We start from the raw sequence: 13,750 nt of genomic DNA on the forward strand, positions 1-13,750 counted from the left end.
AGGACACTTCCCTTATATGTTAAAAACAAGTCTTTATAAATATCAAAGTAGTGATATTAAAGACACACAGAGAAGAGGAACCGTCACGCCCCTTGATTATAATAATCGTTGTTCAGCAAGGTTCTCTTCCTCTGGTTTATTATACTGAAAGTTCCGAACAACTGACTGAGCTTTTAGGCTCGTATACAAGGCTGGAAAATGCAGTATATGTTATTATTACGGAGGAATTATGAATTCATCAAACATTATTGCTGGCATTGATGTTAGCAAAAGTAAATTAGATCTCCACATTCACCCACTTGAGCATTATAAAATATTTGAAAACAATGTACAATCCATTGATGAAATGGTGGACTTTTTACGTTTGCATAATGTAACCAAAGTTGGTCTTGAGGCAACTGGTGGATACGAAAAATTATGTGCCTATACTTTACTAAGCAATGGTTTTGAGGTGTACGTCATTCAACCAAGGTGGGAGAGACTATGCTAAAAGCCTTGGTATTACTACAAAAACTGATAAAATAGACTGCAGTATCATCTCACGTTATATTAATAATACAGATATGCGTGTTACTCCTTTAACAGTTAATAATGGTAATATTGATTGCTTGAAACAAAAATTATCTCGTAGAAACCAACTTGTAGAAATAGCAAAAATACAAAAAACCCAAATCCAACAGGTATAGCATTTCTCATAATAGTCCGAACAGGTCATAGGAAGGCAGAATCAACAGCACGACGAAAGGATTCGAATAGAGGAATGTTTTTCCTAGCTCTGTTTTTTATAGCAAACCAATGATGCTCAATTTTGTTGAAATCTGGAGAATACGGCGGCAGATACAAAATTTCTGCACCAACTCCTCTAGCAAGCTCGATAATCTTACCAGACTTATGAAAAGTAGCATTGTCAAGAATGACAGTCTGTCCAGGTTCCAAGATCGGTGTCAAAAATTGCTCAAACCATCCATTAAAAACATCCATATTACAGTGGCCTTCAAAGGTTAATGGAGCAACTATCTTTCTTCTACTTAAGAGCCTGTTCATAATCTTTTCAGAAGTAAGGCAGTGAAAGCCAGAACGACCATTTGTAGGCTAGTATTGAGTTTTCGCTCACAATTTTTCCACAATCTTCTACATTTTTCTAACCAAGCAAAAGATCGCTCCACAACCCATCTTTTGGGCAATACAACAAAGGAATGTAATTCATTTCTTTTTATCACTTCAACGGTTGCACCAATAATCGTTTTTATTTGAGTTGCAAAATTCTCTCCAGTATAGCCTGCATCAACCAGTACATTTTTAACTCCCGAGAGGTTTTCTTTTGCATTTTCGACCATTCTCACAGCACTGCTACGGTCAGTTATCTCTGCTGTTGTTATATAAATTGCATGGGGCAAACCTTGCGTATCTACTGCAATATGGCGTTTTATTCCTGAAATCTTTTTGCCTGCATCATAGCCTTTTTCTTCAGCAGTATCTGCATTTTTTACACTCTGTGCATCAATTATGCAGAAGCTGGTTTTTTCTTTCCGAACATTGTTTTGTCGGACCACGCCAACTATTTTTTTTTAACACCAGCTCCAGAACACTTTCTTTATCTGCATCTGGTTTTTCACTCCACTTCTTAAAATAGTCGTAACAATTGCGCCATTTTGGAAACTCTTTTGGTAGCATTCTCCACTGACAACCGCTTTTCAGAACGTATAACACTCCACAAAATACATCATACAAATCAAGTTTCCTTGGTTTTGTTTTTTTTCTACAGGACTCTAGATCTGGTAACATAATCTCAAATCTTTCCCGACTTATATCACTTGGGTATAAACTCCTCATATATCCTAACTTATATATATTATCTCTTAGTTTATTCCTTTCTTGAGATCATGTACAGGTTCTAAGGCTGCAACCATACTGATTCGTTGAGTTTTCTTCCCAGATTTTAGGCCATAAAACCGCTGTCCTTTCTGGCAATACCCATATGGACAGTCCTCTGTGTTATCAATGCCAGACTCATCTATATAAACTAAGTTTTCTGGTTCTTTTGTTGCTATAATTTTTAAGAATTCAGCACGTTTTTCTTTGTTTCTTTCCTTGTATCCATATGTCTTTTTTTGCGCGTAAATCCAATTTTTCTGAGAGCTCGGTGGATCGTTTGGATACTAACGTTGCCCCAAAGTTTAGCCATTTCCGACAGAGTCTTTCCTCCGTTTTCTCTGGCAAATTTAGCAAAGGCATCCCAGTCGGTGATTTTGTGATTGTAACCTCCATTTCCAAGTTTTTTTGATTGAAAGTCTCCTGTTTCTTTTCTTCTTTGCTGCCACTCCCATAAAGTAGTTCGTCCAATTTTAAATCTTGCTGCCACTGTTTCTCTGCTTCCTCCCTCCTCTAGCGCTTCCATTGCTTTTTTCCTTAAGTCATAACTATATGCTGCTGGCACTCAACCTCCTTATCATCGTCTATCCTTATCTTATCACATCCGGACTTCTATGAAAAGAGCTATACCAAGTAGAGATGGAACCATCAAATATACAGCCGACTGTGAAAATATGGATTGGCAAGAGGAAAAATTGAAAATGAATGGATTAATATGTCCTATAAATACAAAAAACACCCTAGAGCAACTGTTAAAAAACCAAAATAGTGATGAATTTGAACAATTAGTAACGAGCCCTGATAATATATACTACTCAGTGCTGCAAGAAGAGAATGAATGTAGGCCAAATCTTATCATCAGCAAGAAAAAAGAAAAAGACCATAAAAACATAATCTGTAAACTTATTTTAGGTATGTTTGTATTATCTGTTGGGTTATATGTTGCTGATTATTTCCTTATGGAGCAAAAATTATTTAATCCAATAAAAGGTGTCCTACCACAGGATAATTTTGCTAATCTAGTAATTGCTGCAGTGCTTACTATCGTAATAGTATATGCTTTATTTCAATTATTGAAACCACCACAGGAACCACCACTTTCAACAGTCGATGATGTGCAGAATAAAAAATTAGAACCGCTCCATGCAAAATAAGCTTAGAACTACATAAATGTAGCAACTTAAAAGTACATATTGTATAATGTTCATTCTTAAGTTAAGAAGGTAATTTATGGATTTAAGTAAAATAACAGCGGGACCAAATGCGGTGAATGTGGTAATTGAAATAAGTGCAAATGCTGAGCCTGTAAAGTATGAATTTAATAAAGAGCTTGGGTTGTTACAAGTTGACAGATTTTTGTCTACCTCAATGACTTATCCTTGCAATTATGGGTTTATACCAAATACCTGTGCAGGTGATGGTGATCCTGTGGATGTTTTGGTGCTAACTCAATTTTCCTTAGCATCTAGTGTTTTGATATCGGTGCGTCCAATAGGCGCATTACTCACTAAAGATGAAAAAGGAGAAGATGAGAAAATATTAGCAGTGCCTGTTTCCAGTGTTGATAGCTATTATGACAATATAAAGGACTATTCTGACTTATCTAAAAACCTACTAGATAAAATTGCTCATTTCTTTTCTCATTATAAAGATCTAGAAAAGGGAAAAACGGTAGCAGTTGGAGAATGGGTTGGTGTAGAAGAAGCAAAGAAAATCATTGAAAAAAGCAGAAATTAGTTTACGTTGATTTAGCCTGGAATTACAGTTATTCGGAAAAATGTTGTTGTTTTTAATGGGTAAATATTGGTATCCGTTTAGGATAGCGGCAAGGTAGTATAACCATAGAGTAAAAGTGAGTTTACAACAAATGGTGTCATCCCAGTGTCAAGCACTGGGATGACAAGAAAGGGAGCACTGGAATTTTTGTTTCAGCATTAGCCATGCATCTGAACAGACAATGGCGTCAACTTAAGGACACATTTTAGACTTCTTTGTTGAAATAAAACAGAAACAAAAGTGCTGTTTATTGCAGCTTTTGGGTAATTTAATGGTAAAAATTTTAGAGAGAAATTTTATACACAATCACTGATATTTTTCCTTAAGTTGACGCCATTGTCTGAACAGATACAAATATTGCAATTAAAAGCATTAGACAGGCGGTATAGGTCTTGGTATTATATAATCTTTAGGTTCTAAATTTGGAAGGGTGGCCGAGCGGCTGAAGGCGGCGGTTTGCTAAACCGTTATACGATTGAAAAGTCGTATCGAGGGTTCGAATCCCTCTCCTTCCGTATACTGTTTTAGCACGGTCTAAATTCGCTATATTGGCATGTTTTTAACCTGTTTACCTGACCTTGTTGCAATGGTTTGTGCGTTTTTATTTCCGTCTTTAACTATTAAAAAGTTGGCTAGCATTGACTCAGTATTTATTATAGAATTAGTTATTAACCTTACTTATATGCATAAAATACTAATTTTACTATTGATAGTGTTGCCACTTAGGTTGCTTGCAACCGAGATTGAAATTATTGCGGATGTAAATGGTGAACCAATTTCAAATTTAGATATCGAAAAACGCATCAACTTTATAAATTCATTGTTTGGCACTCAAAGCGTTAATCAAAAAGAAGCAAAGCCTCAAGTTCTTAGGGAGCTAATAGACGAAATTATCATTACCAATGAAGCGCAGAGGCTGAATATAAAATTGAGCAACAAGGAGTTAGATAATGCTGTCATGCTATTTTTAACCCAAAGTTTTAAACTTAAGGCTAATGAAGTTGATCAATACATAGAGAAGCATAATATAGATCTTAGTATTTTAAGAAAACAAATAAAATGTCAGTTACTATGGAGCAAAATTATTGAAGTAAGAATTGTGCCATTTATTAATATAAGCGATAAAGAAGTAGATGATGTAAAAAGGCAAACAGAAAAGCCGGATTATCTTATCACGTTCCAAGAGTTTATAATCCCTGATCAAAAAGGCAAGGATGTTTATGGCATAGCTGAAGATTTAGTAAAAAAATTACGTAATAGTAATAACCAAGAATCTCCAATAAAGATGCGTAAAGCAACAGTTAATTTAAGTCAGTTGAAAGGCAAACTCAAGAGCGTTTTAGAAGGATTAGAAATCAGCGACATAGCAGGTCCATTCAGTTTCAGTGAAGGTTACTCTGTTATAAAAGTAATAGATAAAGTACAACTTAATCATGCACTGCTGGAAAGCACTTTAAAATTAAAACAGATTGTGGTTGAAGGTTCAGAAAGTTTATTAGATAATCTCAAGGAGCAAAAAGTTAATTGTTTAAATTTTGATAAATTGGCAGATAATTTTAAGCTGCCAAACGCAAAAGAATTTGAAATAAAAATGCGAGATTTAAATCCTGATTTACAGATTTTATTTAGTAAAACAAGTGTGAATGAAATAGTAGAATTGAGAGAAAATGGCACTGCAAAGTTGATGATGTTGTGTGATATCAAGAGTAATGTAGCGGATATAGAAGCAATTAAACAGCAGATGTACCAACAAAAGATTATGATACAAAGCAACCTGCTATTGGATAGTATGCGTAAAAATGCAGCTATCAGTTGTCGGTATAGTTGAAGTCAGAGAGTGTCCTTGTCTCTGTCTTTGTGTGCGAAAATTACTTTATTCTATAAAATTTCAAAAAATTTGAACAAATGCAGTTAAAATAGCACATGAAGAATATAATGCTAATTGGTGGTGGAGTTGGAAATGCAGTGTTATTTTCGATAGGGAAGGCATGTCTTGAAAATAATAACAAGGTTTTGTACTTTGCTGGCTATAAGAAGTTAAGTGATGTATTTAAACGAGCACTGATAGAGCGTGCATCAAATGCGGTAGTTTGGGCATGTGAAGAAGGATTGATAGAAACAAGCAGAGATCAAGATAAATCCTTTCATGGTAATATAGTTGATGCAATAGTCTCTTATCAACAAGGAAGATTAGGTATTAATTTAAATGCTATAGATAAAATTATCACTATTGGTTCTGATAAAATGATGAAAGCTGTGAATGAAGCTAGAAAAACAATTTTAAAGCCATATCTGAAATCAGGCCACATAGCGATATCATCAGTTAATTCTCCTATGCAGTGTATGATGAAAGAAATCTGCGCTCAGTGTGTGCAGCAACATATAAATGCGAAAACAGGAGAAAAGAGTTTTGTTTATAGTTGCAGTAATCAAGACCAGGATATGGAGTGTGTTGACTTTGACTTTTTAAGTGAGCGCTTGAAGCAAAATAGTTTACAAGAAAAACTTACTGCGAAATGGATAGATCATGTTCAAAGATATTAAACAGCACAAAAAGGAGATAAGAGAGCAATATAGAGCTATAAGAAAAGATATTGATGAAAGTTATTCCAGTTATGCAGCAAATTCCCTTATTAATCTCTTTAATCAGAACTTAAGCTACGTTAAAGGCAAAACAATAGCAGCTTACATTCCAATGGATGGGGAAATAGATGTTGTGCCTTTGATGCATAGTTTACTCGATTTAGATTATAAAGTAGCAATTCCTAATAAAAATAAGTTACTAAAATTTGAGGAATGGAACGAAACAAATGAAGACGTGATTCCTGACGTAATCATTACTCCTGTTATTGCTTTTGATGATCATTTTAATAGATTAGGTTTTGGCGGTGGTTGGTATGATACAATGATAAAAAAATTACGGCCACTTAGAAAAATATTTATAGGTGTAGCCTATGAGAAACAATATTGTAAAGATTTACCTGTAGAACAACATGATCAAAAATTGGATATTATAATCACTGAGATGTGTGTTAGAACCTGTACATGATCTCAAGAAAGGAATAAACTAAGAGATAATATATATAAGTTAGGATATATGAGGAGTTTATACCCAAGTGATATAAGTCGGGAAAGATTTGAGATTATGTTACCAGATCTAGAGTCCTGTAGAAAAAAAACAAAACCAAGGAAACTTGATTTGTATGATGTATTTTGTGGAGTGTTATACGTTCTGAAAAGCGGTTGTCAGTGGAGAATGCTACCAAAAGAGTTTCCAAAATGGCGCAATTGTTACGACTATTTTAAGAAGTGGAGTGAAAAACCAGATGCAGATAAAGAAAGTGTTCTGGAGCTGGTGTTAAAAAAAAATAGTTGGCGTGGTCCGACAAAACAATGGTCGGAAAGAAAAAACCAGCTTCTGCATAATTGATGCACAGAGTGTAAAAAATGCAGATACTGCTGAAGAAAAAGGCTATGATGCAGGCAAAAAGATTTCAGGAATAAAACGCCATATTGCAGTAGATACGCAAGGTTTGCCCCATGCAATTTATATAACAACAGCAGAGATAACTGACCGTAGAAGTGCTGTGAGAATGGTCGAAAATGCAAAAGAAAACCTCTCGGGAGTTAAAAATGTACTGGTTGATGCAGGCTATACTGGAGAGAATTTTGCAACTCAAATAAAAACGATTATTGGTGCAACCGTTGAAGTGATAAAAAGAAATGAATTACATTCCTTTGTTGTATTGCCCAAAAGATGGGTTGTGGAGCGATCTTTTGCTTGGTTAGAAAAATGTAGAAGATTGTGGAAAAATTGTGAGCGAAAACTCAATACTAGCCTACAAATGGTCGTTCTGGCTTTCACTGCCTTACTTCTGAAAAGATTATGAACAGGCTCTTAGATTTGAAAGTGGATTGCTCAAAAAAGTGGATAAAAAGGAGCAGCGTAATCCCACTTTCTAATAGTAATTTTTGCGTCAAAACGCTCCTCAAATGCATCAACCCGGTCCTGTGATTCCTCCTTCACTCACTCGTGCAGCACTTGAAATACCTAAGTGAGAATTTGGCTTCATTTCCTGAGCTTTCTCATTAACCATTTTTTCTACCTCTTTTATGTCACTACCAATTGCCATAATTTTAGGTTGAAATTCGCTCATAAAACCTACAAGTTTTTCCATATCTTCCTCATGAGTACTAGTACCCTTGCTCATAAGATTGTTCAAAAGATCAGTATTATCTTCCCCTATTATAGCTCTTTTCATAGAAGTCCGGATGTGATAAGGTAAGGATAGACGATGATAAGGAGGTTGAGTGCCAGCAGCATATAGTTATGACTTAAGGAAAAAAGCAATGGAAGCGCTAGAGGAGGGAGGAAGCAGAGAAACAGTGGCAGCAAGATTTAAAATTGGACGAACTACTTTATGGGAGTGGCAGCAAAGAAGAAAAGAAACAGGAGACTTTCAATCAAAAAAACTTGGAAATGGAGGTTACAATCACAAAATCACCGACTGGGATGCCTTTGCTAAATTTGCCAGAGAAAACGGAGGAAAGACTCTGTCGGAAATGGCTAAACTTTGGGGCAACGTTAGTATCCAAACGATCCACCGAGCTCTCAGAGCCTGTTCATAATCTTTTCAGAAGTAAGGCAGTGAAAGCCAGAACGACCATTTGTAGGCTAGTATTGAGTTTTCGCTCACAATTTTTCCACAATCTTCTACATTTTTCTAACCAAGCAAAAGATCGCTCCACAACCCATCTTTTGGGCAATACAACAAAGGAATGTAATTCATTTCTTTTTATCACTTCAACGGTTGCACCAATAATCGTTTTTATTTGAGTTGCAAAATTCTCTCCAGTATAGCCTGCATCAACCAGTACATTTTTAACTCCCGAGAGGTTTTCTTTTGCATTTTCGACCATTCTCACAGCACTGCTACGGTCAGTTATCTCTGCTGTTGTTATATAAATTGCATGGGGCAAACCTTGCGTATCTACTGCAATATGGCGTTTTATTCCTGAAATCTTTTTGCCTGCATCATAGCCTTTTTCTTCAGCAGTATCTGCATTTTTTACACTCTGTGCATCAATTATGCAGAAGCTGGTTTTTTCTTTCCGACCATTGTTTTGTCGGACCACGCCAACTATTTTTTTTTAACACCAGCTCCAGAACACTTTCTTTATCTGCATCTGGTTTTTCACTCCACTTCTTAAAATATTCGTAACAATTGCGCCATTTTGGAAACTCTTTTGGTAGCATTCTCCACTGACAACCGCTTTTCAGAACGTATAACACTCCACAAAATACATCATACAAATCAAGTTTCCTTGGTTTTGTTTTTTTTCTACAGGACTCTAGATCTGGTAACATAATCTCAAATCTTTCCCGACTTATATCACTTGGGTATAAACTCCTCATATATCCTAACTTATATATATTATCTCTTAGTTTATTCCTTTCTTGAGATCATGTACAGGTTCTCAGAAAAATTGGATTTACGCGCAAAAAAAGACATATGGATACAAGGAAAGAAACGAAGAAAAACGTGCTGAATTCTTAAAAATTATAGCAACAAAAGAACCAGAAAACTTAGTTTATATAGATGAGTCTGGCATTGATAACACAGAGGACTATCCATATGGGTATTGCCAGAAAGGACAGCGGTTTTATGGCCTAAAATCTGGGAAGAAAACTCAACGAATCAGTATGGTTGCAGCCTTAAGTAGAAGAAAGATAGTTGCTCCATTAACCTTTGAAGGCCACTGTAATATGGATGTTTTTAATGGATGGTTTGAGCAATTTTTGACACCGATCTTGGAACCTGGACAGACTGTCATTCTTGACAATGCTACTTTTCATAAGTCTGGTAAGATTATCGAGCTTGCTAGAGGAGTTGGTGCAGAAATTTTGTATCTGCCGCCGTATTCTCCAGATTTCAACAAAATTGAGCATCATTGGTTTGCTATAAAAAACAGAGCTAGGAAAAACATTCCTCTATTCGAATCCTTTCGTCGTGCTGTTGATTCTGCCTTCCTATGACCTGTTCGGACTATTATGAGAAATGCTATAACTGTCCTATGACTGCTAGTTGCTCTTGATTCTGAAGCATTTTTATTATTTTTATTTTATTACTAAGCATTGTTCTTTCTCCTTCATCAGCTTCAAGATTCTTTTCCATTAAATTGCTTATTAACTTTTCAAAATTATTTTCTCTTCTTTGAACCTCAGGTAGCCTATCTATTAAATCCTTATATGAACTTTTCACTGCTTTCCCTGCTTCAATCGCTCCTTCTTTTATTTTTTCACCAGCCCTTCCTATACCTATTCCCACATAACGTGCTCCAATAGCCACAAGCGCTATTAATGTAGCAAGCACAATAAGCGGAGAAAATGCTACTCCTAATACTATTCCAGCAGAAGCTATTCCTATTTTTTCATTTGCAGATGCTGATTTAAAATAATTGACTAGATTATCCAGCGGGCCTTTATTATTATTTATAACATTACTTATTGCTTGCTGATTAACAGATTGTAGTGCTTCTTCTATTATCTTTGGCTCAATATTTTCAGGCTTTGAATTTTCAAGCGCTTCTTCAATGAATTTTATAAATAATTCTTTGTTAACCTCCTTTTGCAAGCCTTGGTCATTAATCGCTAAACCTAAATCTTTGAGGTTCATCCCTTTAACTTGTTCTGATAGGGTTGTAAATAACTCTTTTTTCCCCTCTTGTGAGGATTGTGCAATACTTTCTATTATATCTGAAATAGCTTTTCTTAGTTCTGGATAGTCAGTGTCAAAAAACGTACTGTTCGTAGGTGCCATATTCAGCTTCATTAACTATGGATATGCCTAATTATACATACTAGTTATTAATTATATTATAACAAATATGAGATAATTAATATAATAACCTCTTTCCAAATATAGAATTTGTATTAAAATATCTAGATTACATGAAATTAAGGTACTTTATGGGTGAAAAAAAATTAAAAGCTGCTGTGGTCTTATCAGGGTGTGGTCACCTTGACGGTGCAGAGGTAAGAGAAGCGGTTTTAAGCCTGCTTGTGCTTGATCAGCAGGAAGTGGATGTTAAATGTTTTGCACCTGACATCAATATCACACAAGTTATGAATCATAAAACAAAGGAGGCAGTGAAAGAAAAAAGGAATGTGCTTGCAGAATCAGCAAGAATCGCAAGAGGCGAAATATATGACTTAAAGGAAGCCAAAGCTGAAAATTTTGACATGCTAGTTGTACCTGGTGGATACGGGGTTGCCAAAAATTTATCTGACTTAGCTGAAAATAAAGACATGGTGACAGTAATGCCTGAATTTGAAAGATTAGTTTCAGAATTTTTTGTTACAAAAAAGCCAATAGGAGCAATATGCATATCTCCAGCCGTAATTGTTTCAATTTTAAGTAGCAAAATAGGTAAAGAAGAAAGTAAGGTTAAGGTAACTATAGGAGATGATAGAGAACAGTTGATAGAGAAGCTTGGTGGTGAACACATAAAGTGTGATACAGGGTTATCAATAGAAGACGAAGAACATAATGTATTTTCCTGTTCTGCTTATATGCGTAGCGACGAAAGTACATACTCTGTATATCAAGGGATAAAGCATATGATTGACAGTATGGTAAAAAAGATTAACAAAAAAACTAAACAACCATTCCTCTAAGAACCTGTACATGATCTCAAGAAAGGAATAAACTAAGAGATAATATATATAAGTTAGGATATATGAGGAGTTTATACCCAAGTGATATAAGTCGGGAAAGATTTGAGATTATGTTACCAGATCTAGAGTCCTGTAGAAAAAAAACAAAACCAAGGAAACTTGATTTGTATGATGTATTTTGTGGAGTGTTATACGTTCTGAAAAGCGGTTGTCAGTGGAGAATGCTACCAAAAGAGTTTCCAAAATGGCGCAATTGTTACGACTATTTTAAGAAGTGGAGTGAAAAACCAGATGCAGATAAAGAAAGTGTTCTGGAGCTGGTGTTAAAAAAAAATAGTTGGCGTGGTCCGACAAAACAATGGTCGGAAAGAAAAAACCAGCTTCTGCATAATTGATGCACAGAGTGTAAAAAATGCAGATATAGCTCTTTTCATAGAAGTCCGGATGTGATAAGGTAAGGATAGACGATGATAAGGAGGTTGAGTGCCAGCAGCATATAGTTATGACTTAAGGAAAAAAGCAATGGAAGCGCTAGAGGAGGGAGGAAGCAGAGAAACAGTGGCAGCAAGATTTAAAATTGGACGAACTACTTTATGGGAGTGGCAGCAAAGAAGAAAAGAAACAGGAGACTTTCAATCAAAAAAACTTGGAAATGGAGGTTACAATCACAAAATCACCGACTGGGATGCCTTTGCTAAATTTGCCAGAGAAAACGGAGGAAAGACTCTGTCGGAAATGGCTAAACTTTGGGGCAACGTTAGTATCCAAACGATCCACCGAGCTCTCAGAAAAATTGGATTTACGCGCAAAAAAAGACATATGGATACAAGGAAAGAAATGAAGAAAAACGTGCTGAATTCTTAAAAATTATAGCAACAAAAGAACCAGAAAACTTAGTTTATATAGATGGGTCTGGCATTGATAACACAGAGGACTATCCATATGGGTATTGCCAGAAAGGACGGCGGTTTTATGGCCTAAAATCTGGAAAGAAAACTCAACGAATCAGTATGGTTGCAGCCTTAAGTAGAAGAAAGATAGTTGCTCCATTAACCTTTGAAGGCCACTGTAATATGGATGTTTTTAATGGATGGTTTGAGCAATTTTTGACACCGATCTTGGAACCTGGACAGACTGTCATTCTTGACAATGCTACTTTTCATAAGTCTGGTAAGATTATCGAGCTTGCTAGAGGAGTTGGTGCAGAAATTTTGTATCTGCCGCCGTATTCTCCAGATTTCAACAAAATTGAGCATCATTGGTTTGCTATAAAAAACAGAGCTAGGAAAAACATTCCTCTATTCGAATCCTTTCGTCGTGCTGTTGATTCTGCCTTCCTATGACCTGTTCGGACTATTATGAGAAATGCTATACTGCTGAAGAAAAAGGCTATGATGCAGGCAAAAATATTTCAGGAATAAAACGCCATATTGCAGTAGATACGCAAGGTTTGCCCCATGCAATTTATATAACAACAGCAGAGATATAGCTCTTTTCATAGAAGTCCGGATGTGATAAGATAAGGATAGACGATGATAAGGAGGTTGAGTGCCAGCAGCATATAGTTATGACTTAAGGAAAAAAGCAATGGAAGCGCTAGAGGAGGGAGGAAGCAGAGAAACAGTGGCAGCAAGATTTAAAATTGGACGAACTACTTTATGGGAGTGGCAGCAAAGAAGAAAAGAAACAGGAGACTTTCAATCAAAAAAACTTGGAAATGGAGGTTACAATCACAAAATTACCGACTGGGATGCCTTTGCTAAATTTGCCAGAGAAAACGGAGGAAAGACTCTGTCGGAAATGGCTAAACTTTGGGGCAACGTTAGTATCCAAACGATCCACCGAGCTCTCAGAAAAATTGGATTTACGCGCAAAAAAAGACATATGGATACAAGGAAAGAAACGAAGAAAAACGTGCTGAATTCTTAAAAATTATAGCAACAAAAGAACCAGAAAACTTAGTTTATATAGATGAGTCTGGCATTGATAACACAGAGGACTATCCATATGGGTATTGCCAGAAAGGACAGCGGTTTTATGGCCTAAAATCTGGGAAGAAAACTCAACGAATCAGTATGGTTGCAGCCTTAAGTAGAAGAAAGATAGTTGCTCCATTAACCTTTGAAGGCCACTGTAATATGGATGTTTTTAATGGATGGTTTGAGCAATTTTTGACACCGATCTTGGAACCTGGACAGACTGTCATTCTTGACAATGCTACTTTTCATAAGTCTGGTAAGATTATCGAGCTTGCTAGAGGAGTTGGTGCAGAAATTTTGTATCTGCCGCCGTATTCTCCAGATTTCAACAAAATTGAGCATCATTGGTTTGCTATAAAAAACAGAGCTAGGAAAAACATTCCTCTATTCGAATCCTTTCGTCGTGCTGTTGATTCTGCCTTCCTATGACCTGTTCGGACTATTA

Annotated in this window: 14 protein-coding genes, 1 tRNA gene and 6 pseudogenes; 15 read left to right on the forward strand and 6 right to left on the reverse strand. The window is 35.9% G+C overall.

The genetic code is table 11. The annotated features are described in order from the left end of the window. Positions 1-229: 229 nt before the first annotated feature. A complete protein-coding gene (locus tag ABWU71_RS02540) occupies positions 230-490 on the forward strand; it encodes an IS110 family transposase (protein ID WP_353274903.1) in 261 nt (86 codons plus the stop codon). 221 nt (positions 491-711) lie between these two features. On the opposite strand, the pseudogene ABWU71_RS02545 reads toward ABWU71_RS02540, so the two are convergent. From ABWU71_RS02545 to ABWU71_RS02555, 3 genes and pseudogenes are all read right to left on the reverse strand, one after another. Then, a pseudogene (locus ABWU71_RS02545) lies at positions 712-1,032 on the reverse strand (transposase); the annotation flags it as partial. Positions 1,033-1,040: 8 nt separating this feature from the next. Beyond that, positions 1,041-1,833 (reverse strand): IS5 family transposase gene (locus tag ABWU71_RS02550; RefSeq protein WP_353284178.1). Its coding sequence is split into 2 segments (ribosomal slippage): positions 1,041-1,568 and positions 1,570-1,833, totalling 792 coding nucleotides; the frame shifts between segments, so codons are not numbered across the junction. A gap of 62 nt (positions 1,834-1,895) precedes the next feature. Continuing rightward, positions 1,896-2,437 (reverse strand): annotated as a pseudogene (locus ABWU71_RS02555) (IS630 transposase-related protein); the annotation flags it as partial. 49 nt (positions 2,438-2,486) lie between these two features. Between ABWU71_RS02555 and ABWU71_RS02560 the strand changes: the two are divergent. The 7 genes from ABWU71_RS02560 to ABWU71_RS02590 all read left to right on the forward strand — a co-directional run bounded on the left by ABWU71_RS02560 (position 2,487) and on the right by ABWU71_RS02590 (position 7,538). Then, positions 2,487-3,026: a hypothetical protein gene (locus ABWU71_RS02560; protein ID WP_353284723.1), complete on the forward strand. Its 540-nt coding sequence runs from the start codon at positions 2,487-2,489 to the stop codon at positions 3,024-3,026. A gap of 76 nt (positions 3,027-3,102) precedes the next feature. After that, complete coding sequence (gene ppa, locus ABWU71_RS02565) at positions 3,103-3,609, forward strand: inorganic diphosphatase (RefSeq protein ID WP_353284724.1); 507 nt, start codon at positions 3,103-3,105, stop codon at positions 3,607-3,609. Positions 3,610-4,072: 463 nt separating this feature from the next. Further along, a tRNA-Ser gene (locus ABWU71_RS02570) sits at positions 4,073-4,163 on the forward strand. A gap of 167 nt (positions 4,164-4,330) precedes the next feature. Beyond that, positions 4,331-5,476 carry a SurA N-terminal domain-containing protein gene (locus ABWU71_RS02575; protein ID WP_353284878.1) on the forward strand — a complete coding sequence of 382 codons (1,146 nt, stop codon included), beginning with the start codon at positions 4,331-4,333 and terminating at the stop codon, positions 5,474-5,476. Between the two features lie 95 nt (positions 5,477-5,571). Beyond that, entirely contained in the window at positions 5,572-6,192 is a 621-nt protein-coding gene (locus ABWU71_RS02580; RefSeq protein WP_353284725.1) for an oxidoreductase, read from the forward strand. Then, on the forward strand, positions 6,176-6,697 hold the full coding sequence (locus ABWU71_RS02585; RefSeq protein WP_353284726.1) for a 5-formyltetrahydrofolate cyclo-ligase: 522 nt from the start codon (positions 6,176-6,178) through the stop codon (positions 6,695-6,697). The genes ABWU71_RS02580 and ABWU71_RS02585 overlap by 17 nt, the downstream gene beginning before the upstream one ends. A 48-nt stretch (positions 6,698-6,745) precedes the next feature. Then, positions 6,746-7,538 (forward strand): IS5 family transposase gene (locus tag ABWU71_RS02590; RefSeq protein ID WP_353284727.1). Its coding sequence is split into 2 segments (ribosomal slippage): positions 6,746-7,009 and positions 7,011-7,538, totalling 792 coding nucleotides; the frame shifts between segments, so codons are not numbered across the junction. A 108-nt stretch (positions 7,539-7,646) separates the two neighbouring features. Here ABWU71_RS02590 and ABWU71_RS02595 read toward each other — a convergent pair. Continuing rightward, on the reverse strand, positions 7,647-7,910 hold the full coding sequence (locus ABWU71_RS02595) for a hypothetical protein (protein ID WP_353284728.1): 264 nt from the start codon (positions 7,908-7,910) through the stop codon (positions 7,647-7,649). Positions 7,911-7,959: 49 nt separating this feature from the next. On the opposite strand from ABWU71_RS02595, the pseudogene ABWU71_RS02600 reads away from it, so the two are divergent. After that, positions 7,960-8,265, forward strand: a pseudogene (locus ABWU71_RS02600) (IS630 transposase-related protein); the annotation flags it as partial. Between the two features lie 6 nt (positions 8,266-8,271). On the opposite strand, the gene ABWU71_RS02605 reads toward ABWU71_RS02600, so the two are convergent. Beyond that, a protein-coding gene (locus ABWU71_RS02605) for an IS5 family transposase (protein WP_353284447.1) occupies positions 8,272-9,064 on the reverse strand; the annotation gives its coding sequence in 2 pieces (ribosomal slippage) (positions 8,272-8,799 and positions 8,801-9,064; 792 coding nt in all). A gap of 55 nt (positions 9,065-9,119) precedes the next feature. Here ABWU71_RS02605 and ABWU71_RS02610 point away from each other — a divergent pair. Beyond that, positions 9,120-9,685, forward strand: a pseudogene (locus tag ABWU71_RS02610) (IS630 family transposase); the annotation flags it as partial. Positions 9,686-9,710: 25 nt separating this feature from the next. Here the strand turns inward: ABWU71_RS02610 and ABWU71_RS02615 are convergent. Then, complete coding sequence (locus tag ABWU71_RS02615) at positions 9,711-10,469, reverse strand: hypothetical protein (protein WP_353284729.1); 759 nt, start codon at positions 10,467-10,469, stop codon at positions 9,711-9,713. Between the two features lie 149 nt (positions 10,470-10,618). Between ABWU71_RS02615 and elbB the strand changes: the two genes are divergently transcribed. The 5 genes and pseudogenes from elbB to ABWU71_RS02640 all read left to right on the forward strand — a co-directional run bounded on the left by elbB (position 10,619) and on the right by ABWU71_RS02640 (position 13,734). After that, entirely contained in the window at positions 10,619-11,326 is a 708-nt protein-coding gene (elbB, locus tag ABWU71_RS02620) for an isoprenoid biosynthesis glyoxalase ElbB (RefSeq protein ID WP_353284730.1), read from the forward strand. Between the two features lie 62 nt (positions 11,327-11,388). Beyond that, positions 11,389-11,752: pseudogene (locus ABWU71_RS02625) on the forward strand (transposase); the annotation flags it as partial. A gap of 57 nt (positions 11,753-11,809) precedes the next feature. After that, positions 11,810-12,669 (forward strand): IS630 family transposase gene (locus ABWU71_RS02630; protein ID WP_353284651.1). Its coding sequence is split into 2 segments (ribosomal slippage): positions 11,810-12,134 and positions 12,134-12,669, totalling 861 coding nucleotides; the frame shifts between segments, so codons are not numbered across the junction. Between the two features lie 29 nt (positions 12,670-12,698). Next, positions 12,699-12,812, forward strand: a pseudogene (locus tag ABWU71_RS02635) (transposase); the annotation flags it as partial. Positions 12,813-12,874: 62 nt separating this feature from the next. After that, positions 12,875-13,734 (forward strand): IS630 family transposase gene (locus tag ABWU71_RS02640; RefSeq protein ID WP_353284076.1). Its coding sequence is split into 2 segments (ribosomal slippage): positions 12,875-13,199 and positions 13,199-13,734, totalling 861 coding nucleotides; the frame shifts between segments, so codons are not numbered across the junction. The last annotated feature ends 16 nt before the right edge of the window (positions 13,735-13,750 follow it).

The sequence above is a fragment of the Wolbachia endosymbiont (group A) of Lasioglossum fulvicorne genome (genome assembly GCF_964028605.1).
Taxonomy (GTDB): domain Bacteria; phylum Pseudomonadota; class Alphaproteobacteria; order Rickettsiales; family Anaplasmataceae; genus Wolbachia.